The organism is [Mycobacterium] fortunisiensis, from assembly GCF_019050325.1.
Taxonomy (GTDB): Bacteria; Actinomycetota; Actinomycetes; order Mycobacteriales; family Mycobacteriaceae; genus Mycobacterium; species Mycobacterium fortunisiensis.
In genome coordinates this window covers 311,052-331,788 of the sequence record NZ_VOMB01000023.1, presented here as the reverse complement: position 1 = coordinate 331,788, position 20,737 = coordinate 311,052, and the positions used below count along the sequence as shown (strand labels likewise).

22 protein-coding genes and 1 tRNA gene are annotated in these 20,737 nt (G+C 67.1%); 12 read left to right on the top strand and 11 right to left on the bottom strand.

Features of this window, described 5'->3' with window-relative positions; genetic code table 11:
* Positions 1-88 precede the first annotated feature (88 nt).
* Positions 89-1,438 (bottom strand): NADP-specific glutamate dehydrogenase, encoded by a 1,350-nt coding sequence (gene gdhA / locus FR943_RS21950; RefSeq protein WP_217160365.1) that lies wholly within the window; start codon positions 1,436-1,438, stop codon positions 89-91.
* 1 nt (position 1,439) lies between these two features.
* Positions 1,440-2,987 (bottom strand): methionine--tRNA ligase, encoded by a 1,548-nt coding sequence (metG, locus tag FR943_RS21945; protein ID WP_217160364.1) that lies wholly within the window; start codon positions 2,985-2,987, stop codon positions 1,440-1,442.
* A 24-nt stretch (positions 2,988-3,011) separates the two neighbouring features.
* Between metG and FR943_RS21940 the strand changes: the two genes are divergently transcribed.
* The 3 genes from FR943_RS21940 to rsmA all read left to right on the top strand — a co-directional run bounded on the left by FR943_RS21940 (position 3,012) and on the right by rsmA (position 5,962).
* Complete coding sequence (locus FR943_RS21940; protein ID WP_217160363.1) at positions 3,012-3,866, top strand: TatD family hydrolase; 855 nt, start codon at positions 3,012-3,014, stop codon at positions 3,864-3,866.
* Between the two features lie 90 nt (positions 3,867-3,956).
* Positions 3,957-5,084 (top strand): resuscitation-promoting factor, encoded by a 1,128-nt coding sequence (locus FR943_RS21935; protein WP_217160362.1) that lies wholly within the window; start codon positions 3,957-3,959, stop codon positions 5,082-5,084.
* Positions 5,081-5,962, top strand: a complete 882-nt coding sequence (gene rsmA / locus FR943_RS21930) for a 16S rRNA (adenine(1518)-N(6)/adenine(1519)-N(6))-dimethyltransferase RsmA (RefSeq protein WP_217160442.1) — start codon at positions 5,081-5,083, stop codon at positions 5,960-5,962. Before FR943_RS21935 ends, rsmA begins: the two co-directional genes overlap by 4 nt.
* A gap of 56 nt (positions 5,963-6,018) precedes the next feature.
* On the opposite strand, the gene FR943_RS21925 is transcribed toward rsmA, so the two are convergent.
* Positions 6,019-6,885: a serine/threonine-protein kinase gene (locus FR943_RS21925; protein ID WP_217160361.1), complete on the bottom strand. Its 867-nt coding sequence runs from the start codon at positions 6,883-6,885 to the stop codon at positions 6,019-6,021.
* Positions 6,886-6,940: 55 nt separating this feature from the next.
* Between FR943_RS21925 and FR943_RS21920 the strand changes: the two genes are divergently transcribed.
* The 5 genes from FR943_RS21920 (at position 6,941) to FR943_RS21900 (ending at position 11,984) form a co-directional block, all read left to right on the top strand.
* Entirely contained in the window at positions 6,941-7,909 is a 969-nt protein-coding gene (locus tag FR943_RS21920; protein WP_217160360.1) for a 4-(cytidine 5'-diphospho)-2-C-methyl-D-erythritol kinase, read from the top strand.
* A gap of 320 nt (positions 7,910-8,229) precedes the next feature.
* Entirely contained in the window at positions 8,230-9,867 is a 1,638-nt protein-coding gene (locus FR943_RS21915) for a fatty acyl-AMP ligase (protein WP_217160359.1), read from the top strand.
* A gap of 119 nt (positions 9,868-9,986) precedes the next feature.
* A complete protein-coding gene (locus FR943_RS21910) occupies positions 9,987-10,418 on the top strand; it encodes a DUF4189 domain-containing protein (protein WP_217160358.1) in 432 nt (143 codons plus the stop codon).
* 74 nt (positions 10,419-10,492) lie between these two features.
* A complete protein-coding gene (locus FR943_RS21905) occupies positions 10,493-10,720 on the top strand; it encodes a hypothetical protein (protein ID WP_246585174.1) in 228 nt (75 codons plus the stop codon).
* Between the two features lie 178 nt (positions 10,721-10,898).
* Positions 10,899-11,984, top strand: coding sequence for a metallophosphoesterase (locus FR943_RS21900; protein ID WP_217160357.1), 1,086 nt, complete (start codon positions 10,899-10,901; stop codon positions 11,982-11,984).
* An 18-nt stretch (positions 11,985-12,002) separates the two neighbouring features.
* On the opposite strand, the gene pth is transcribed toward FR943_RS21900, so the two are convergent.
* From pth to FR943_RS21870, 6 genes are all read right to left on the bottom strand, one after another.
* Positions 12,003-12,578: an aminoacyl-tRNA hydrolase gene (gene pth / locus FR943_RS21895; protein ID WP_217160356.1), complete on the bottom strand. Its 576-nt coding sequence runs from the start codon at positions 12,576-12,578 to the stop codon at positions 12,003-12,005.
* A 33-nt stretch (positions 12,579-12,611) separates the two neighbouring features.
* Entirely contained in the window at positions 12,612-13,262 is a 651-nt protein-coding gene (locus FR943_RS21890; RefSeq protein WP_217160355.1) for a 50S ribosomal protein L25/general stress protein Ctc, read from the bottom strand.
* A 165-nt stretch (positions 13,263-13,427) separates the two neighbouring features.
* A complete protein-coding gene (locus FR943_RS21885; RefSeq protein WP_217160354.1) occupies positions 13,428-14,300 on the bottom strand; it encodes an oxidoreductase in 873 nt (290 codons plus the stop codon).
* A gap of 15 nt (positions 14,301-14,315) precedes the next feature.
* Positions 14,316-14,960, bottom strand: coding sequence for an LpqN/LpqT family lipoprotein (locus FR943_RS21880; protein ID WP_217160353.1), 645 nt, complete (start codon positions 14,958-14,960; stop codon positions 14,316-14,318).
* Entirely contained in the window at positions 14,957-15,295 is a 339-nt protein-coding gene (gene arsC, locus FR943_RS21875) for an arsenate reductase (glutaredoxin) (RefSeq protein ID WP_217160352.1), read from the bottom strand. The genes FR943_RS21880 and arsC overlap by 4 nt, the downstream gene beginning before the upstream one ends.
* Before the next feature lie 34 nt (positions 15,296-15,329).
* The gene (locus FR943_RS21870; protein WP_217160351.1) at positions 15,330-16,310 is read right to left on the bottom strand and encodes a ribose-phosphate diphosphokinase; all 981 of its coding nucleotides are present in this window, start codon (positions 16,308-16,310) and stop codon (positions 15,330-15,332) included.
* Positions 16,311-16,541: 231 nt separating this feature from the next.
* On the opposite strand from FR943_RS21870, the gene FR943_RS21865 reads away from it, so the two are divergent.
* Entirely contained in the window at positions 16,542-17,477 is a 936-nt protein-coding gene (locus tag FR943_RS21865; RefSeq protein ID WP_217160350.1) for a type IV toxin-antitoxin system AbiEi family antitoxin domain-containing protein, read from the top strand.
* A gap of 92 nt (positions 17,478-17,569) precedes the next feature.
* On the opposite strand, the gene glmU is transcribed toward FR943_RS21865, so the two are convergent.
* Both glmU and FR943_RS21855 read right to left on the bottom strand, forming a co-directional pair.
* Positions 17,570-19,012 carry a bifunctional UDP-N-acetylglucosamine diphosphorylase/glucosamine-1-phosphate N-acetyltransferase GlmU gene (glmU, locus tag FR943_RS21860; protein ID WP_217160349.1) on the bottom strand — a complete coding sequence of 481 codons (1,443 nt, stop codon included), beginning with the start codon at positions 19,010-19,012 and terminating at the stop codon, positions 17,570-17,572.
* Positions 19,013-19,101: 89 nt separating this feature from the next.
* Positions 19,102-19,173, bottom strand: a tRNA-Gln gene (locus FR943_RS21855).
* An 85-nt stretch (positions 19,174-19,258) separates the two neighbouring features.
* Here FR943_RS21855 and FR943_RS21850 point away from each other — a divergent pair.
* From FR943_RS21850 to FR943_RS21840, 3 genes are all read left to right on the top strand, one after another.
* Positions 19,259-19,852 carry a TetR/AcrR family transcriptional regulator gene (locus FR943_RS21850; RefSeq protein ID WP_217160440.1) on the top strand — a complete coding sequence of 198 codons (594 nt, stop codon included), beginning with the start codon at positions 19,259-19,261 and terminating at the stop codon, positions 19,850-19,852.
* Between the two features lie 83 nt (positions 19,853-19,935).
* A complete protein-coding gene (locus tag FR943_RS21845; protein ID WP_217160348.1) occupies positions 19,936-20,385 on the top strand; it encodes an SRPBCC domain-containing protein in 450 nt (149 codons plus the stop codon).
* A complete protein-coding gene (locus tag FR943_RS21840; RefSeq protein WP_246585173.1) occupies positions 20,378-20,728 on the top strand; it encodes an ArsR/SmtB family transcription factor in 351 nt (116 codons plus the stop codon). Before FR943_RS21845 ends, FR943_RS21840 begins: the two co-directional genes overlap by 8 nt.
* Positions 20,729-20,737 lie beyond the last annotated feature (9 nt).

Here is a 20,737-nt window from a genome sequence, read left to right as displayed (position 1 = left end):
TCCTCTCAAAAGGCTTGTGCCCTCAAGACACCGCGCGACCCGGTTTTGTGACAGACCCTGCGAGGATGTGGGTCAGATCACGGTGCGCCTACACCACGCCCAGGGCCAGCATCGCGTCGGCCACCCGGATGAACCCGGCGATGTTGGCGCCGGCCACGTAGTTGCCCGGCTGGTCGTACTCGTCGGCGGTGGACAGGCAGCGGTCGTGGATGCGACGCATGATCTCGGCCAGCCGCGCCTCGGTGTCGTCGAACGTCCAGGAGTCGCGTGACGCGTTCTGCTGCATCTCCAGCGCGCTGGTGGCCACGCCGCCGGCGTTGGCGGCCTTGCCCGGGGCGAACTTGATCCCGGCCTCCTCGAAGTTCTTTACCGCCTCGGGGGTGCACGGCATGTTCGCGCCCTCGGCCACGATCTGGCAGCCATTCTTGATCAGCATGGCCGCGTCGTCGCCGGAAACCTCGTTCTGGGTGGCGCACGGCAACGCGATGTCGCACGGCACCTCCCACACGCTGCGGCCGGTCACCACGTGGGCGGCGCCGCCACGGGCCTCGGCGTAATCCTCGACGCGGCCCCGGCGCAGTTCCTTGACCTCTTTGAGCAGGTCGAGGTCGATGCCCTTGTCGTCGCGGACGTAACCGCTGGAGTCCGAGCAGGCCACCACGGTGCCGCCGAGTGCGTGCACCTTCTCGATCGCGTAGATCGCCACGTTGCCCGACCCGGACACCACCACCTGCTTGCCGTCGAAGGACTGCCCGCTGGAACGCAGGATCTCGTCGACGAAGAACACCGTGCCGTACCCGGTGGCCTCGGTGCGCACCTGCGACCCGCCCCAGGTCAGGCCCTTGCCGGTGAACACACCCGACTCGTAGCGGTTGGTGATCCGCTTGTACTGGCCGAACATGTAACCGATTTCGCGGCCGCCGACCCCGATGTCGCCGGCGGGCACGTCGGTGTACTCGCCGATGTGCCGGTACAGCTCGGTCATGAAGGACTGACAGAACCGCATCACCTCGTTGTCGGAGCGGCCCTTGGGATCGAAGTCCGATCCGCCTTTGCCGCCGCCGATCGGCAGGCCGGTCAGCGAGTTCTTGAAGATCTGCTCGAACCCGAGGAACTTCACGATGCCGAGGTAGACCGACGGGTGGAACCGCAACCCGCCCTTGAACGGCCCCAGCGCCGAGTTGAACTCGACGCGGAAGCCCCGGTTGATCTGGACGGTGCCCGAATCGTCGATCCAGGGCACCCGGAAGATGATCTGGCGTTCGGGTTCGCACAGCCGGCGGATGATGGCCCCGTCGGCGTAATCGGGATGCTTGGCGACGACCGGACCGAGGCTGTTGAGCACCTCGTACACGGCCTGGTGGAATTCCTGCTCACCACCGTTGCGTTGCGCCACCTCGTCGTAGATCGCGTGCAGATTCTCGTGTAGTCCAGCCATGTCAGTCCATCTGATAGCGGGGGAAAACCCCGGTCGGAGCGGGCAATTCGGTACCGGGCTTGATCCGGGTGCCGATCGAGCCGAAGTCACGGGCATCGGTCGGCTGGCCGAGCAGGTCCAGCAGCTTGGCCGTCGAGTCCGGCATCACCGGCTGCGTCAGCAGCGCGGCGATCCGCACCACCTCCAGCGTCGTGTACAGCACGGTACCGAACCGCTGTTGGTCGACGGGATCCTCGGACTTGCGCAGCACCCACGGTTCCTGCGCGGAGAAGTAGCGGTTGGCCGCACCCAGCACCGACCAGATCGCTTCCAGGGCAAGGTGCATCGCCGGCACGTCGTAGTGCGCACGCACCTGGCCGAGCAGATCATCGGCCAGGTCCAGCAGCGCGGTGTCCTCGTCGTCGAGCGTGCCCGGGTCGGGCACGATGCCGTCGAGGTTCTTGGCCACCATCGACAGCGAGCGTTGCGCCAGGTTGCCGAGTTCGTTGGCCAGGTCGGCGTTGATCCGGCCGATGATGGCTTCCTCGCTGTAGCTGCCGTCCTGACCGAACGACACCTCGCGCAGGAAGAAGTAGCGCACCTGGTCGAGCCCGAAGGTGTCGACGAGCGCGATGGGATCCACCACGTTGCCGACCGACTTGCTCATCTTCTCGCCCTTGACGTTGATGAACCCGTGCGCGAAAACCCGTTCGGGCAGCGCGATCCCGGCCGACATCAAGAACGCCGGCCAGTACACGCTGTGGAACCGGATGATGTCCTTGCCGATCATGTGCAGCTTGGCCGGCCAGTACTTCTGAAAGGACTCCGAGGCGGTGTCCGGAAAACCCACGCCGGTCAGGTAATTCGTCAGCGCGTCCACCCAGACGTACATGACGTGGTCGGGATGGTCGGGGACCGGCACACCCCAATCGAACGTGGTTCGCGAGATCGACAGGTCTTTGAGGCCGCCGGAGACGAAGCTGACGATCTCGTTGCGGCGCACGTCGGGGCCGATGAACTCGGGGTGGGCCTGGTAGTGGGCGAGCAGGCGCTCGGCATAGGCCGACAACCGGAAGAAGTAGGTCTGTTCCTCGGTCCAGGTGACCGGCGTGCCGGTCTCGATCGCGGTGCGGGTGCCGTCGGGACCTTCGATGGTCTCGTCCTCGGCGAAGAAGCGTTCGTCGCGCACCGAGTACCAGCCGGAGTAGGTGCCCAGGTAGATGTCTCCGGCCTCGTTCATACGGCGCCAGATCTCCTTGGACGCCGCATAGTGGTCGGCATCGGAGGTGCGGATGAACCGGTCGAAGGAGATGTTGAGCTTGCGTTGCAGCTGCTCGAACACGTCGGAGTTGCGGTTGGCCAGGTCGGCCACTGCGATGCCTTCGGCCGCGGCCGTCTCGGCCATCTTCTGGCCGTGCACATCGGTGCCGGTCAGGTAGCGCACGTCGTAGCCGTCGAGGCGCTTGAACCGGGCGATCGCGTCGGTGGCGATGTACTCGTAGGCGTGCCCGATGTGCGGCGCACCGTTGGGGTAGGCGATGGCCGTAGTTATGTAGAAAGGCTCACTCATTTGGTCCCACCTTATGGTGTTGCGGTGGGTTCGAAACGCTCAGCCAGGGAGAAGCCGCCGGCGCCGGAGCCGCTGGCGCCGTTGGTCGACGCGCACACGCACCTGGACGCCTGCGGCGCGCAGAGCGCCGAGGAGGTCCGGGCGATCGTGGACCGCGCGGCCGCCGTCGGGGTCGGCCAGGTGGTCACCATCGCCGATGACCTGGACTCGGCGCGCTGGGTGACGACGGCCGTGGAGGCCGACGACCGGGTCTTCGGGGCGGTGGCACTGCATCCCACCCGGGCCAATGCGCTCGACGAGGGGGCCAGGGCGGAGCTGGAGCGCCTCGCCGTGCACCCCCGTGTCGTGGCGGTCGGGGAGACCGGGATGGACCTGTACTGGCCGGGCCGGTTGGAGGGGTGCGCGACGCCGGCGCAGCAGCGTGACGGTTTCGCCTGGCACATCGATCTGGCCAAGCGCACCGGCAAGCCGCTGATGATCCACAACCGGGACGCCGACGCCGACGTGCTCGACGTGCTGCGCGCCGAAGGGGCGCCCGAGACAGTGATCTTCCACTGTTTTTCGTCGGGACCGGAGATGGCCCACACGTGTGTGGCGGCCGGCTGGGTGCTGAGCCTGTCGGGCACGGTGAGCTTCCGAAACGCCGCTGAGCTGCGGGAAGCCGCCCGGTTGATCCCGCCCGGGCAGCTCCTGGTGGAGACCGACGCGCCGTTTCTGACCCCGCACCCGTTCCGCGGCGCGCCGAACGAGCCGTACTGCCTGCCATACACTGTCCGGGCACTCGCAGAGTTGCTGGACCGGCCCGCCGAGGAGGTCGCGTCCGAGACCGCAGCCACTGCGGCGCGGGTGTACGGACTTAACGGGAGTTCCCGGCTCTAGTTGCCGCGGCTCGACCTTTTCGTTACCGTCTTGTGATCAAACCTCTACCGTCGGCGCTGACCGCTGCCGTCGGGCCGAAATGCGGGTGATATGGACGCGCTCAACAAACTTCATGAATCCCGATCGCCGCTGCTGCGTGGCGTGGTCGGGGCCCTGCTGGTCACGCTCACCGCGGCCGGCGGCTACGCCGTCGAGTCGCACAAGACCGTCACCTTGAGCGTCGACGGCGCGCCGATGACCGTGACCACGATGAAGTCCCGGGTGATCGATGTGGTCGAGGAGAACGGATTTTCCGTCGGTGACCGTGACGATCTCTACCCGGCCGCCGGGGAGGACGTGCACCAGTCCGACACCATCGTGTTGCGCCGCAGCCGGCCGCTGGAATTGTCGCTGGACGGTGAAGACAGCAAGCAGGTGTGGACCACCGCCTCCACGGTGGACGAGGCCCTGGCACAGCTGAAGATGACCGACAAGGCGCCGGCGGCGGCGTCTCGCGGTAGCCGGGTGCCGTTGGCCGGGATGGCCCTGCCGGTGGTCAGTGCCAAGGACGTCACCATCGACGACGGCGGCAAGGTGTCGACGGTGCATCTGGCCGCCCCGAACGTGGCCGGTCTGCTGGCCGCGGCCGGCGCGCCGCTGGAGCAGAACGACACCGTGGATCCGCCGGCATCGAGCCCGGTCACCGAGGGTATGCAGGTCCACGTGACCCGTATTCGGATCGAGAAGGTGACCGAGCGGGCGCCGTTGGCTCCGGACAACAAGCGCATCGAGGACACCACGCTCAACATGAGCCGTCAGGTCGTGGAGGATCCCGGCGCCCCGGGCACCCAGGACGTGACGTACGCGGTAGCCAAGGTCAACGGGGTGGAGACCGGCAGGCTGCCAGTAGCCAATGTCGTCATCACACCGGCCCGGGACGGCGTGCTGCGGGTCGGAGCAAAGCCCGGCACCGAAGTTCCGCCGGTCAGCAACGGGGCCCAGTGGGACTCGCTCGCGCAGTGCGAAGCGGGAGGTAACTGGGCCATTAACACAGGTAACGGATTTTTTGGCGGCGTCCAATTCGACCAAAACACCTGGGAGCGACAGGGCGGTCTGCGGTATGCTCCGAGGGCCGATCTGGCGACAAGAGAAGAGCAGATTGCGATTGCTACGGTGACGCAGGCCCGGCAGGGTTGGGGAGCTTGGCCAGTGTGTAGCGGGAGGATTGGGGCGCGCTGACTATTCGATTGCTCGGGCGGACCGAGATAAGACGCTTGGCGAAAGAAATCGACTTTCGGCCACGCAAGGCCTTTGGCCAGAATTTCGTTCATGATGCGAACACTGTTCGGCGCATCGTGTCGGCCTCCGGTATCCACCGGAACGACCATGTGCTGGAGGTTGGACCGGGTCTGGGGTCACTGACCCTGCCGCTGCTGGATCGCGGCGCGCGGGTGACCGCTGTGGAGATCGACCCGGTACTGGCCAAGCAATTGCCGGCCACCATCGCCGACCATTCACACAGCGAGATCAACCGGCTCACCGTTATCAACCAGGACATCCTGACGCTGATGCCGTCGGATCTGACCGAGCAGCCGACCGCGCTGGTGGCGAACCTGCCTTACAACGTGGCGGTGCCCGCGCTGCTGCACCTGCTGGCCGAATTCCCATCGATTCGCACGGTCATGGTCATGGTGCAGGCCGAGGTGGCCGAGCGTTTGGGGGCCGAACCGGGTGGCAAGGACTACGGCGTGCCCAGTGCCAAGGTGCGTTTCTACGGAAACGTGCGCCGGCACGGCATGGTGTCGCCGACGGTGTTCTGGCCCATCCCGCGGGTGTACTCCGGGCTGGTCCGGATCGACCGGTACGAGACGTCGCCGTGGCCCACCGACGCTGCGTTCCGCGATGAGGTGTTCGGGCTCATCGACATCGGTTTCGCGCAGCGCCGCAAGACCTCGCGCAACGCGTTCGCGGACTGGGCCGGGTCGGGCAACGAGTCGGCCGAGCGGCTGCTGGCCGCCAGCATCGACCCGTCGCGCCGCGGCGAGACGCTGGGGATCGCCGACTTCGTCCGGCTGCTGCAGCGGGCCAAGGAGGCCGAGGTCGAGGCCGCACACTAGGTCCGTGCCGAATGTGAAGAAGGTCGCGAGATTATCCGATAATCTCGCGACCTTCTTCACGTTGGGGAGCTGACCGCCGCGGTGAGCAGGCCGATGAACTCGGTGCACGACGCGTGCCGCCGTTCGGGGTCCTTGGCCAAGGCCCTGGCGATGATCGAGTCCGCGGTCCGCGGGATCTGACTGCAGCGCCGCGATATTCGTGGTGGCGGGCTGTGTAGCTGCTGGTCGATCAGGCTCGACGCGGTATCTGCGGTAAACGGTGGTGATCCGGTCAGCAGTTCGACGGCGGTGCAGGCCAGCGCGTACTGATCGGTGGCCGACACCGGATTGCGGCCGCACAGGAGTTCGGGGGCCGAATACGGCAGTGACGCTTGGACGTTCGGGTGCGGTGCGCGGGCCTGACGGGTGATGCGTCTGGCCGGGTCGAGGCTCAGCCGGGTGCCCGGGCCGTGGGCCAGTCGGGCGGCCACATCCTCGGCCATCGAATGCGCGACGCCGAAGTCCACCAGCACGGCACGGGAAAAGGGTTTGTCGACAAGGATGTTGGCGGGTTTGACGTCGCAGTGCACGATGCCGCGGCGGTGTGCGTGGTCGAGTGCGGCGGCGATCTGGGTCGACGCCAGAAACCGTTGTGCCGGGCCGGGCAGCTGGGTCACCGTGCCACCGCTGAGCAGTTCCATCACCAGCCAGCCCGGGCCCGCGTCGTACACCGTGACGATGCCGGGGTCGGAGAGCCGGCGGGCGAAGTCGACCTCGCGCTGGAGCCGGGCCAGCTGCTCGGGTGCGCGGTGCGCCTCGTCGAGAACCTTGAGTGCGACGGTGGCGCCGTCGGCGGAGCGGGCCGCATAGACCACCGCCGAGCCGCCGTGGCCTATGACGTCGACCGCGGTGTAGCCGGCGACGAACACCTGCGGTGAGGGCACCGTCTCAGCTTAAGTTCACCGACAATCGGGCGGGGGCGGCGATAGTGTCGTGGCCGTGTCAGCATCCGACGGCAGCACCGCGTCCGAGTGGGTCCCCACCGGCTCGGTGACCGTACGCGTCCCCGGCAAGGTCAATCTGTACCTGGCGGTCGGGGACACCCGCGACGACGGCTATCACGACCTCACCACGGTGTTCCACGCCGTGTCGCTGCTCGACGAGGTGACGGTGCGCAACGCCGACATGCTGTCGCTGACGGTCGAGGGGGAAGGCGTGGAGTCGGTGCCCACCGACGAACGCAACCTGGCCTGGCAGGCCGCCGAACTGATGGCCGAGCACGTGGGCCGCTCACCGGACGTGGCGATCAGCATCGACAAGTCGATCCCGGTGGCCGGGGGCATGGCCGGTGGCAGCGCTGACGCGGCCGCGGTGCTGGTGGCCATGAACACGCTGTGGGAGCTCGGGGTGCCCCGGCGTGATCTGCACGCCCTGGCCGCCCAACTGGGCAGTGACGTGCCGTTCGCCCTGCACGGCGGTACCGCCCTGGGCTCGGGCCGGGGCGAGGAACTGGCCACCGTGCTGGCCCGTAACACCTTCCACTGGGTGCTGGCCTTCGCGCACCGCGGGTTGTCCACCCCGAAGGTGTTCGGTGAGCTGGACCGGTTGCGGGCCGACGCCTCGGCCGGCGGCCCGCCGCGGGTCGAGGATCCGGAACCGGTACTGGCCGCGCTGGCGTCCGGTGATGCGGCCGAACTGGCCGCCCTGCTGGGCAATGACCTGCAATCGGCGGCGCTGAGCCTGTATCCGGATCTGCGCCGCACGCTGCGGGCCGGGGTGGAGGCCGGTGCGCTGGCCGGCATCGTGTCCGGATCGGGCCCGACGTGCGCGTTCCTGTGTCCGTCGTCGACGACGGCGGTGGACGTCGGGGTGCAATTGGCCGGCGCCGGGGTGTGCCGGACGGTGCGGGTGGCCAGCGGGCCGGTCAGTGGTGCCCGGGTGGTTCCGGCGCCGTCCACCTCGGTATGAGCCCTGCGGTGAGGTGTGACCCAAGACTCAATCGACGCGAGGGTTTGGCAGTTACTTAAGGGTCTCTTAAGATGATCGACGGTGAATGCTAGCGGTCTTTCTTCGGAGTCGACTTCCGCGCCCGCCACCTCTGCGGGTGGACGGTCGCCCAGGTGTGAAACCGGTCCGGCAGCATCACCTGATCGAGACATAACTGCTCCCCAATTGTGTGCGCGCGCCTATCCAAAAGCGGTGCACGGCGGGCGGAGCATGGATACCCGGGCTACTGCACGCGGCGCACTGTCGTCTGCGGCGGGGCCGCGGAAGCCAAGGAGGTCGTCGTGAGCAGATTCACCGAGAAGATGTTCCGCAATGCTCGGGAGAGCAAACGCGGCATGGTGACCGGCGAGCCGCACGAGCCGATTCGCCACACCTGGGGTGAGGTTCACGAGCGGGCTCGGCGCATCGCAGGCGGTCTGGCCGCCGCCGGTATCGGTCACGGCGACGCCGTCGGCGTGCTGGCCGGCTTCCCGGTCGAGATCGCCCCGACCGCCCAGGGCGTCTGGATGCGCGGCGCGAGCCTGACCATGCTGCACCAGCCGACCCCGCGCACCGACCTCGCGGTGTGGGCCGAAGACACCATGAACGTGATCGGCATGATCGAGGCCGACGCGGTCATCGTCTCCGAGCCGTTCCTGGTGGCCATCCCGGTGCTCGAAGAAAAAGGCATCAAGGTCGTCAAGATCGCCGACCTGCTGGCCGCCGACCCGATCGACCCGGTGGAGACCGGCGAGGACGATCTGGCGCTCATGCAGCTGACCTCCGGATCCACCGGATCGCCCAAGGCCGTGCAGATCACCCACCGCAACATCCACTCCAACGCCGAGGCGATGTTCATCGGCGCCCAGTACGACGTCGACAAGGACGTCATGGTGAGCTGGCTGCCCTGCTTCCACGACATGGGCATGGTCGGCTTCCTGACCATTCCGATGTACTTCGGCGCCGAGCTGGTCAAGGTGACGCCGATGGACTTCCTGCGCGACACCCTGCTGTGGGCCAAGCTCATCACCAAATACAAGGGCACCATGACCGCGGCGCCCAACTTCGCCTACGCGCTGTTCGCCAAGCGGCTGCGTCGCCAGGCCAAGCCCGGCGAGTACGACCTGTCCACGCTGCGCTTCGCGCTGTCGGGCGCCGAGCCGGTGGAGCCGGCCGACGTCGAGGACCTGATCGATGCGGGTAAGCCGTTCGGGCTGGCGCCGTCGGCGATCCTGCCGGCCTACGGCATGGCCGAGACCTGCCTGGCAGTGTCGTTCTCACCGTGCGACGCCGGCCTGGTGGTCGACGAGGTCGACGCCGACCTGTTGGCCGCGCTGCGCCGCGCCGTGCCCGCCACCAAGGGCAACACCCGGCGGCTGGCCTCGCTCGGCCCGCTGCTGCAGGACCTGGAGGCCCGCGTCGTCGACGAGAACGGCGACGTGATGCCGGCCCGCGGCGTCGGCGTCATCGAGTTGCGCGGCGAATCGCTGACCCCGGGCTACATCACCATGGGTGGCTTCCTGCCGGCCCAGGATGAGCACGGCTGGTACGACACCGGCGACCTCGGCTACATCACCGAGGAGGGCAACGTCATCGTGTGTGGCCGCGTCAAGGACGTGATCATCATGGCCGGACGCAACATCTACCCGACCGACATCGAACGAGCGGCGGGCCGGGTGGAGGGCGTGCGCCCCGGCTGTGCCGTGGCGGTCCGGCTGGATGCCGGGCACTCGCGCGAAACCTTCGCTGTCGCAGTGGAATCCAATGCCTGGCAGGATCCGGCCGAGGTGCGCCGGATCGAGCATCAGGTGGCCCACGAGGTGGTCTCCGAGGTCGACATGCGGCCGCGCAACGTCGTGGTGCTCGGGCCGGGCAGCATCCCGAAGACCCCGTCGGGCAAGCTGCGCCGGGCGAACTCGGTTTCTCTCGTCACCCAGTAACCCGTTATCGGGACTTGTCTGCGGGTTGAACACTGCCCGTCGGCGCGTTTTGTTGTCGCGCGAAACGGCGAACATGCTGGTTATACTGCTGCAGAATTCAATAAGACGAGAGGACCAGCATGGTCAATACCCGCTTGATTTCGGCGATCGCGGCAGCGGGCGTTATCGCTGCGGGCGTCACGGCAGGCACTGCATGGGCCGGTGGTCCAGGTGGCTATGTCGAGGATCCTGAAGACATCTTTGCCGCCGTCGGTACCGGCGAATTCATCGACACCATTGCGGGTTTCACCGCCACCGGTGACACCAGTGAAGAGGCCTCGGCCGCGGTGATCGCGGCGTGCACGCAGGCTGGTGGTGTCGAGTGCACCGCCGACGAGGTCACCAACGACAGGCTGTGCATCGTGTCGGTGGCCAGCCCCAGCAACCATGCCGTGGCCGGCGGCGCCGGGACCACCGTCGAGGATGCTCGTGCGGATGCCTTCAACCGGGCGGCGGCGAACAACACCCCGCTCGATGCGGATTCTCCTGTCGTCGTATCGGCCTGCCCCTGATGAGCGAGCGGATGCCAGCGCCTATCGCGCCTGACAACTCTGGTATCTCGGTCGTAGCCCGGAAGGGGAAATTGATGATGACAACTCGCAGCAAGACGGCGTTGCTGATGGCGGGTTTGGCTGCGGTGTCGATGATTTCGGCTCCGGTCGCCAGCGCCCGGCCGACGTGCCAGGACACCGCCACCAAGACCATCTGCACCACCAACGGCAGCACGTCGATCAAGGCCCGGCCCGGCACCGTGGCGCCGCCGGCCAACATCCCGGTGTTCCCGTGGCTCGGTATGCCCGGTGGCCGCCGGTAACTGCCGCTGACTGCCGGCACTGCCGGTAACCAACGCTGCACCGCGAGCGTGCGTGTCTGCCTTGCCGACACGCCGCTCGCGGCATCATTTTGCGCACCTTCGCGGGCTGTCCACCCGTCGAATCACGATGAGGACAATGGCCGACCAGCCCCGCCGCGGCGACTAGCGTTCTGCGGCAATGGGGACACAGCATGACGAGTTTCGGCTCTGGGCATTCGGTGACGCCCACGTCGGTACCGACAAGCCCTTCGGCAGAGACAGCCTGGCCGAGGCCATCGGGCACTCCGAATTCGGCGGTGCACAGGGTGGTCCGCCATTCGACTGGGACATCGCCGTGGACGTCGGGGACATGTCCGGTGCGCATCTCAGCCTCCCCGACGACGCCGAGGGCCGCGAGGTCGTCCGGCAGTTCGCGGCGCTGCGCAGGCACCGCCGCGAGGATGTCTACTCCGTCTGCGGAAACCACGATCGCAGTGGGCTTTGCGAACCCGACGCGTGGTGGTGGCAGAAGTGGATCGACCCACTGGGTGCGCACACCGCGCATTCGGGCGTCGACGCCGGCGCCCGGCCCTACCCGGTCAGCGGGACCTGGGAACGGTATTCGTTCCGGGTGGGCAACCTGCTGTTCCTGATGCTCAGTGACCGCAACGAGCCGTCACAGACGGTCGGCAGGGGCACCCTCGGCGGCAACCCCGGCGGCGTCGTGTCCGCCGAGACATTCCAGTGGTGGGCGAACATGGTTGAGCATAACCGTGATTCGATCATCATCACGGTGCACCACTACGTCCTCAAGGACACCACGGTGGCGTCCGGGGAGTGGGAAGGAGTGCGTCGCGGTGCCGACGGGAAACTCTACGAGCACTACCACCGGCCGTTCCTGGAGGGGACGCCGCAGGCCGCGTCCTATCTTTACTGGGTGGGCGGCAAGCCGGATTCCGGGGCCTTCGAGCGCTACCTCAGCGAGCATCCAGGTGCGGTGGCACTGTGGTTGGCCGGACACACGCACACCCATCCCGACGACCGTCACGGCGGCAAGTCGCATATCGAGAAGGCTTGGGGTGAAACGTATTTCATGAATGTGGCGTCGCTCAGTCGCCATCACATGCCGATCACAACACTACCGATCAGCCGGCTGCTCACCTTCCGCCCGGGCAGCCGCGAGGTGCGGGTGCAGTGTTACCTGCACACTGACCAATACGCACCGCAGGGCTGGTATGGGCCGGCCGAACGGATCCTGACCCTCGACCGCGCGTTTTCCTGGTGAGGTGCTCGCGCGGGGAAATCACCAGGCGTGCACGGTGTTCTGGGCCGGCTCGAGGCCTTGGGCGATCAACAGCTCGGTGGCGTCGGCGGCCTGCTCGCAGATCGTCGGCACCTCGGCGCGTTCGGCGGCGGTGAACGCCTCCAGCACGAAAGCAGCCGGATCCTTGCGACCCGGGGGGCGTCCTACGCCGATGCGGACGCGTTGAAAGTCCTTGCTGCCCAAGGCTGCTGCCACCGAACGCAATCCGTTGTGGCCGCCCTCGCCGCCACCGACCTTGAGCCGGATGCGGCCGAAATCAATGTCGAGCTCGTCGTGGATCACCACCACCCGGCCCGGCGGCACCGAGTAGAACTTGGCCAACGGCCCCACCTGACGGCCGGACTCGTTCATGTAGCACCGTGGTTTGGCCAGCACCACCGGAGCCCCGGCGAGCCGTCCGGTGATCACCTCGGCGCCGGATTTCTTGTGCACCTTGAAGGCCGAGCCGATGCGGGCGGCCAGCACGTCGGCAACCATGAACCCGACGTTGTGTCTGGTCTTGGCGTAGGCGGGCCCGGGATTTCCCAGGCCCACCACCAGCAGCGGCTCGGCCATTCGTGGAATGCCCTGAGTGTCTCGGCTCAGTGACTACTCGGACTCTTCGACGGCCTCGGCAGCCGGCTCCTCGGCCGGAGCCTCGGCGGCCTCGCCGGCGCCCTCGGACTCGAGTGCCTCGGCGCTCGGCGCCTCGACGATGTTGATCACCAGCAGCTCGGGGTCCGACACCAGCGACACGCCGGCGGGCAGCTCGATCTGGCCGGCCAGGATCTGGGTGCCGGCCTCGAAGCCCTCGATCGACACGGTCAGGTGCTCGGGGATGGACAGCGCCTCGGCCTCGATCTCGATGGTGTTGGTGTCCTGGGTCACCAGGGTGCCCGGCGCGGCGTCACCTTCGACGGTGATGGTGACCTCGACGTTCACCTTCTCGCCGCGGCGCACGACCAGGAGGTCGGCGTGCTGGATGTTGCGTCGGATCGGGTGGATGTCCAGGGCCTTGGTCAGGGCCAGCTGCTCGGTGCCCTCGATGTCCAGGGTCAGCACCGCGTTGGTGCCCGCGTGGCGCAGCACCGCGGCGAACTCGCGGGCGTTGATCTCCAGGTGCTGGGGGTCGGTGCCGTGGCCGTAGAGCACGGCGGGCACCTTGCCGTCCCGACGGGCCTGACGCGATGCGCCCTTACCGGTGCGGGTGCGCACGGCGGCGGTGAGCTTGTTGGGGACGTTGGCTTTGGTCTTGGCCATGATGTTGCTCCTCTATTGCGGTACTGCGGTCAGATCGTCAGCACGGCAAGGTCGCAACACTTGAGAAGTTCCCGTCGATAACGGTGGTCCACAGGGTCCACCCTCGCCGTGACGCCAGGTCAGGGTAGCAAAGAAGGCCGCCGGGCAAAAAATCGCGCCGCCGGCCTACAACGGATACCGGGTGCCGGTGAGCTGCTCGGAAAGCCGCCACAGCGCCTTCTGCGTCTCGACTTTGCGGGCCAGCGGGCTGCGCCCGACCGGCTGGCTGGGGCCGAACTGGCCGAACCGCGGGCCGATGAAGCTGTCCCCGGGGACGTCCTGGGACACGGCGTACAGCGTCTGACGGGCACCGAACGTCGGGTCGCTGGCGAATACCCGGTTGGCGACATCCATCATCCGCTCGCCGAACTTGTTGCCGGTCTGGCCCTGCAGGTTGGTGGCCGAGTAGCCGGGGTGGGCGGCCAGCGCGCGCACCTGCGAGCCCGACGCCGTCAACCGCCGCTGCAGCTCGGAGGCGAACATCAGATTGGCCAGCTTGGACTGCCCGTAGGCCAGCCACGCGGAGTACGGCCGCGACTTCCAGTTCAGATCCCGCAGGCTGATGTGCCCGATCCAGTGCATCAGCGACGACACCGTGACCACCCGGTCGGCGATCTTCGGCAGCAGCAGGTTGGTCAGCGCGAAATGGCCCAGGTGGTTGGTGCCGATCTGGCTCTCGAAGCCGTCGACGGTCCGGCTCAGCGGAACCGCCATGATGCCGGCGTTGTTGACCAGCACGTCGACGCTCTCGACGGTGTCGGCGAACTCGTGCACCGAGGCCAGGTTCTGCAGGTCGAGTTTGCGTACCTCGACCTGACCACCGGTCATGGTCTCGGCGGCTGCGGTGCCCTTCTCCAGGTTGCGCACCGCGACGGTGACCTTGGCGCCGGCTCGGGCGAGCTCACGGGCGGTGACGAGACCGAGCCCGCTGTTGGCGCCGGTGACGATCACCCTGCGGCCGGAAAACGAGGGCAGGTCGGCGCTGGTCCATCCACTCATGCCGATACCTTACGGTTACTTCTTGGCGATGTTGAAGCCCGCGATGATCGATTCGATGTCAGGCCCCTGCTGCTGGGCCTCGTCGGCGTAGGTGGTGACGGTCAGCTGCACGAGGTAGCGCTGTGGGGGTTGCAGGCTGTCGGCTGCGATGACGACGCGGTTGTAGGTCTGCATGCGCTTGCCGTTGAGGTCGTAGCTACCCTCGATCATCGACGACGGAAAGCCCTTCCAGTCGTCGTGGGAGGCGTTGAGCTGCTTGAAGTTTTCCGACAGTTTGGCGTCGGCGTTGCCGTGTTCTCTGAGCGCCTTGGGCACGTCGAAATCACCGTGCAATGCGAACACCAGCAGCATCGCGGTGGGATAGGTGTTGCCCTTGGCGATCATCCGGGTGCCCGGAGCCAGGTTCGGGTTGTTGTAGGGGTGCCATCCCCCCGGTGTCGGCATGGTGACGGTCAGGTGCGGGATCTTCTCCGGCGCAACGGGTTCGCCGACCACCCCGGACTCCTCCAGGTACTGCCACAGCGGTACCGGCTGACCTTCGGCGTCCGGGGGCGGAGTCGTCGAACTCGTGGTCCAGATCGACTGGTAGTCCGGGGTTTCGGAGCCACAACCGGTGAGCACGACCGCCAGCGCACCGGCCGTGGCGAGCAGCCGCCTCACAGAATCTCGCGCACCGAATCGATCGGCCGGGCCAACCGGGTGCCGTTGTCGGTGACGACGAAGGGACGTTCGATCAGGATCGGATGCTCGGCCATGGCGTCGAGCAGTTGCTCGTCGGTCGCGTCGGCCAAACCGAGTTCGGTGTAGAGGGATTCGCGTTTGCGTACCGCGGTGCGCACGTCGATCCCGGCGTCGGCGATCAGCTGCTTGATCTCGTCACGCGTCGGCGGGGTCTTGAGGTACTGCACCACCTCAGGCTCGATCCCGTTCTCGCGCAACAGCTCCAGGGTCTTGCGGGAGGTCGAGCATTTCGGGTTGTGATAGATGACAGCCACTGTATTGAATTACTCCTCGCGCAAGCGCTCGTCGTTAGGCCGACCCGTCGAACAGCCCGGTCACCGAACCGTTCTCGAACACCGCGCGGATGGTGCTGGCCAGCAGCGGCGCGATCGACAGCACGGTCAGCTGCGGGAACTGCTTGTCCTCGGTGATCGGCAGCGTGTTGGTGACGATCACCTCGCGGGCGCCGCTGTCGGCCAGACGCTGGGGCGCCGGTTCGGACAGCACACCGTGGGTGGCCGCGATCACCACGTCCTTGGCGCCGTCCTGCTTGAGCAGTTTGACCGCGCCGGCGATGGTGCCGCCGGTGTCGATCATGTCGTCGGTCAGGATGCAGGTCTTGCCCTTGACGTCACCGACCACCCGGTTGGACACCACCTGGTTGGGCACCAGCGGGTCGCGGGTCTTGTGGATGAAGGCCAGCGGGACGCCGCCGAGCGAGTCGGCCCACTTCTCGGCCACCCGCACGCGGCCCGAGTCGGGGGAGACGACCACCATGTCCGAGCCGGCGTAGTTGTCGGCGATGTAGCCGCACAGCAGGGACTGCCCCCGCATGTGATCGACGGGGCCGTCGAAGAAGCCCTGGATCTGATCGGTGTGCAGATCCACTGAGACGATGCGATCGGCACCGGCGGTCTTGAGCAGGTCGGCGACCAGGCGGGCCGAGATGGGCTCGCGGCCGCGGTGCTTCTTGTCCTGACGCGCATACGGGTAGAACGGCAGGATCGCGGTGATCCGCTTGGCGCTACCGCGCTTGAGCGCGTCGATCATGATGAGCTGTTCCATCAACCACTGGTTCAGCGGTGCCGGGTGGCTCTGCAGGACGAACGCGTCGCAACCGCGAACAGACTCGTCGAACCGGACGAAGATCTCGCCGTTGGCAAAGTCCCGGGCAGTCTGTGCGGTGACCTCGATGCCGAGTTCCTTGGCCACCTGCTCCGCCAACTCGGGGTGCGCACGCCCCGAGAACAGCATCAAGTTTTTTCGATTGTCGGTCCAGTCCGTGGCCACTATGGCTGCCTTCGCGGTTGGGGATCGATACGGAGCAATCGTACGTAGCGTTTCTGGTTGTTCGTAGCCGGGTTACCAGATTGCCAACGCGAAACGTCGGACAAAGACCATCAGCGCCGCGATCTGCAGCCGCATGCTGACCCCAAATCGCGGCACAACGGGTTATCCACAGACCGTCGATGCGGTACTGGTGGCTGGTGGCTGGTGGCTGGGGCGTACCACCATGGCAGCGTGGATATCGACCACGTGCTTCGACACCAGGCTGGGGTCATCTCGCGCCGACAAGCGCTCGATGCAGGAATGGAGCAGCACGATATCCGGAGGTTGCTCAGGCGCAACGAGTGGGCGCGGGTCCACGATGGCGTGTACGTCGACCACACCGGACCGTTGAGCTGGTTGCAACGGGCCTGGGCGGCAGTGCTTTATGCGGCTCCGGCCGCACTGTGCCTCGAATCGGTCTTGTCGGACGATGGCTCTGTGATCCACGTCGGCGTCGCCCGCAAACGGACCTCGTTGGCAGAGCCGCCCGGCGTCCGTATCCACCATTTCGCGCACCTCGAGGAGCGGGTCCTGTGGCATGTCGGGCCGCCGCGGATGCGCTACGAGGAAGCTGCGCTCGACGTTGCCTGCCGTGCGACGACCGAATTGGGCGCTGTTGCGGTCCTGGCCAATGCCTGTCAGTCGCGGCGGACCACAGCGCGGCATTTGCTCTCCGCACTCGATGCTCGCCGACGAGTGCGCCGTCGCCGCTGGATACGGGCAATACTGCTGGATATCGCCGAGGGCACGTGCTCGGTCCTCGAACACGGGTATCTCAGTCGCGTGGAGCGGGCGCACGGGCTGCCGCGGGCGGATAGGCAGAAACGGTCTACCTCGTCGGTAGGTGTTTGTTATCGCGATACCGAGTACGGGCAACGGCTTGTGGTCGAACTCGACGGTCGCGTGTTCCACGATTCGTTGTCGGCGCGGAACAAGGATTTCGAGCGTGATCTCGATGCCGCGGTGGAGGGCTTGTCGACTGTCCGGCTGTCATACCGGCAGGTATTCGACCGACCGTGTCGGACTGCTGCGAAGGTTGCCCAAGTGATGCGGCGGCACGGGATCGAGGTGAGCGGGCATGTCTGTGGGCCGGGCTGCGAGTTCGATCTGCTCGACCTGGCGGCCTGACTGGGCTTTTGAAATCTCGGACAAAGACCGTCAGCGCCGCGATCTGCAGCCACATGCTGACCCCAAATCGCGGCACAACGCGTTCTCAACGCTCAGTCGTCGGCCTCATTTGCCTTGCGGGCCGCTTCCGCGGCGGCCGAGCCGGGACGCTTGCGTTCCACCCAGCCCTCGAACACACGCTGGGCGTTGTCGGAGACTGCCAGCGCACCGGGCGGGACGTCGTCGCGCAGCACGGTGCCGGCACCGGTGTAGGCACCGTCGCCGACGGTGACCGGGGCGATGAACATGGTGTCCGAGCCGGTACGCACGTGGGAGCCGACGGTGGTGCGGTGCTTGCTCTCGCCGTCGTAGTTGACGAACACGCTGGAGGCGCCGATGTTGCTGTGCTCGCCGATGTCGGCGTCGCCCACGTAGGTCAGGTGCGGCACCTTGGTGCCGGTGCCGATGGTCGAGTTCTTGGTCTCGACAAACGCGCCGAGCTTGGCGTCGGTGCCCAGGACGGTGCCGGGCCGCAGGTAGGTGAACGGGCCGACGGTGGCGCCGGGCCCGATCACGGCGAGCTGACCGTGGGTGCGTACCACCGACGCGCCGTCACCGACCTCGACGTCGGTCAGCGTGGTGTCGGGTCCGATCTCGGCATGGGCGCCGATCTCGGTGGTGCCGAGCAGCTGGGTGCCGGGGCGGACGACGGTGTCGCGGCCGATGGTGACGTCGACGTCGATCCAGGTGGTGGCCGGGTCGACGATCGTCACCCCGGCGCGCTGGTGGCGGGCCACGATGCGGCGGTTGAGCTCGGCGGCCAGATCGGCCAGCTGCACCCGGTCGTTGATGCCGGCCACCAGGGCACTGTCGTCGACGTGCATGGCCCGTACGGCGCGGCCGTCCTGGCGCACGATCGCGATGACGTCGGTGAGGTAGAGCTCCTGCTGGGCGTTGTTCGAGCTCAGCCGGCTCAGCGCCGAGCGCAGGTCGGCGATGTCGAAGGCGTAGACCCCGGCGTTGATTTCCCGGATCGCCCGTTGCGACTCGGTGGCGTCGGCCTGCTCGACGATGCCGATCACTTCGTTGTCCTGCGTGCGCAGGATGCGACCGTAGCCGGTGGGGTCGGGCACGGTGGTGGTGACCACGGTGGCCGCCGCCGTCGCGGCGCTGTGGGTTTCGATGAGCCCGGCCAGGGTGTCGGCGTCGAGCAGTGGGACGTCACCGGAGGTCACCACGACCGTGCCGGCGAATGTGTCGGGCAGTGAGCTGAGGCCGCAGGCCACGGCGTGGCCGGTGCCCAGCTGCTGGTCCTGGATGGCGATGTCGATGGTGCGGCCCAGCTTGTCGGCCAGTTCGCCGACCGCGGGGGCGATGCGCTCCCGGTCGTGGCCGAGCACCACCACGAGGTGCTGGGCGGTGGCGTTGGCCACGGTGTGCACCGCGTGGGCGAGCATGCTGCGCCCGGCCAGGGTGTGCAGGACCTTGGGGGTGTCCGAGCGCATTCGGGTCCCGGCACCTGCTGCCAGTACGACGACTGCGGCCTCGGTCGACACAGGGGTTCCCCTCTCTCCGCGAGCGACGGTGTCTGTGCATCGACACGCACGCAGCACTGGCCTTTGGCGGTCATTCGCCGAAGTTTGAGCTCCGTCGCCAGGACTCGAACCTGAACTATCTGAACCAAAATCAGAGGTGCTGCCGATTACACCACGACGGAATGTTCGGGAGAGACTCTAGTCGAACGGTCTAGCCTGATACGCGTGGCAGCACCCGACAAGGAAGTGCGGGCTCCCCGGGCCCGGATGACCGGTAACGAACGACGACAGCAACTGATCGAAATCGCCAAGTCGTTGTTCGCCGAGCGGGGCTATGAGGGCACCTCGATCGAGGAGATCGCGCTCCGCGCCAACGTCTCCAAACCGGTGGTCTACGAGCATTTCGGCGGCAAAGAAGGCCTCTATGCCGTGGTGGTGGACCGGGAGATGTCGGCGCTGCTGGACGGCATCACGTCGTCGCTGACCAACAACCGGTCGCGGGTCAGGGTCGAGCGGGTGGCATTGGCGCTGCTCACCTACGTCGAGGAGCACACCGACGGCTTCCGCATCCTGATCCGGGACTCACCGGCGGCGATCACCTCGGGCACCTACGCCACGCTGCTCAACGACGCGGTCAACCAGGTGTCCTCGATCCTGGCCGGCGACTTCTCCCGGCGCGGGCTCGATCCGGACCTGGCGCCGCTGTACGCCCAGGCGCTGGTCGGTTCGGTGTCGATGACCGCGCAGTGGTGGCTCGACGTGCGCGAACCGAAGAAAGAGGTGGTGGCCGCGCACGTGGTGAACCTGGCCTGGAACGGGCTGACCCATCTGGAATCCGACCCCGTCCTGCACGAGGAGTAACTCGAACTGCAACCTGAGGGTTGCAATCCCGGGACCTCATGTGCAACCCTTGGGTTGCAGCAGGCTGGAGAGGAAACCCCGACATGACCACCGACTACGACCGCATCGAGCGCGAGATCACCATCGACGCACCAGCGCAACGCGTCTGGGACTTGGTGAGCGAACCCGGCTGGTACATCAACGACGAGCAGATCACCGAACACCGCATCGACCGCGACGGTGACGTCGCCATCGTCACCGACCCCACGCACGGGAGGTTCGCGTTGCGCACCGTCACCCTCGATGCGCCACGCTATGCGGCGTTCCGGTGGCATATCGACGCCGACGACCCGGACAGCTCGTCCACCCTCGTCGAATTCTGGATCACCCCAACGTCATCCGGCGTGGTGCTGCGGGTCGTCGAGAGCGGGTTCGCCTCGCTCGCCGAGCCTGAGGCCGACCGCCGGTCCCGGTTCGACGATCACAGTGACGGCTGGGCGCTTGAGCTCGGGCTCGCCGAGCAGTACCTGGTCGGGGCCGCCTCGGATGCCTGACCAGATGCATGAAAATGCCTCGCCGGTACAGGTTTTCGCCGCGCTTGCCGACGACAGCCGCTGGCAGGTTCTCGTCGCACTCGGGCGCCGGCCCGCATCCGCGTCGGCGCTGGCCGACGAGCTCCCGATCAGCCGCCAGGCCATCGCCAAACACCTGAAAGTGCTCACCGACGTCGGTCTGGTGCACGCCGCACGGGTGGGGCGGGAGATCAAGTACGAGGCGGTGGGCACTCGGCTCAGCGAGGTGGCGCGCCGGCTCGATACCATCGCCGCCGGTTGGGACCGCCGGTTGGCCAGGATCAAGGACGCTGCCGAGGACGGCTCATCCCAGATCCCGGGCTAGCAGGTCCGC

What these genes read in the sequence shown, in the direction of transcription:
- FR943_RS21840 (WP_246585173.1), top strand. Translation starts at nt 20,378, where the DNA reads ATGCCTGACCAGATGCATGAAAATGCCTCGCCGGTACAGGTTTTCGCC.
- FR943_RS21845 (WP_217160348.1), top strand. Translation starts at nt 19,936, where the DNA reads ATGACCACCGACTACGACCGCATCGAGCGCGAGATCACCATCGACGCA.
- FR943_RS21910 (WP_217160358.1), top strand. Translation starts at nt 9,987, where the DNA reads ATGGTCAATACCCGCTTGATTTCGGCGATCGCGGCAGCGGGCGTTATC.
- gdhA (WP_217160365.1), bottom strand. Translation starts at nt 1,438, where the DNA reads ATGGCTGGACTACACGAGAATCTGCACGCGATCTACGACGAGGTGGCG.
- FR943_RS21900 (WP_217160357.1), top strand. Translation starts at nt 10,899, where the DNA reads ATGGGGACACAGCATGACGAGTTTCGGCTCTGGGCATTCGGTGACGCC.
- FR943_RS21890 (WP_217160355.1), bottom strand. Translation starts at nt 13,262, where the DNA reads ATGGCCAAGACCAAAGCCAACGTCCCCAACAAGCTCACCGCCGCCGTG.
- FR943_RS21850 (WP_217160440.1), top strand. Translation starts at nt 19,259, where the DNA reads ATGACCGGTAACGAACGACGACAGCAACTGATCGAAATCGCCAAGTCG.
- metG (WP_217160364.1), bottom strand. Translation starts at nt 2,987, where the DNA reads ATGAGTGAGCCTTTCTACATAACTACGGCCATCGCCTACCCCAACGGT.
- FR943_RS21885 (WP_217160354.1), bottom strand. Translation starts at nt 14,300, where the DNA reads ATGAGTGGATGGACCAGCGCCGACCTGCCCTCGTTTTCCGGCCGCAGG.
- pth (WP_217160356.1), bottom strand. Translation starts at nt 12,578, where the DNA reads ATGGCCGAGCCGCTGCTGGTGGTGGGCCTGGGAAATCCCGGGCCCGCC.
- FR943_RS21935 (WP_217160362.1), top strand. Translation starts at nt 3,957, where the DNA reads ATGGACGCGCTCAACAAACTTCATGAATCCCGATCGCCGCTGCTGCGT.
- FR943_RS21905 (WP_246585174.1), top strand. Translation starts at nt 10,493, where the DNA reads ATGATGACAACTCGCAGCAAGACGGCGTTGCTGATGGCGGGTTTGGCT.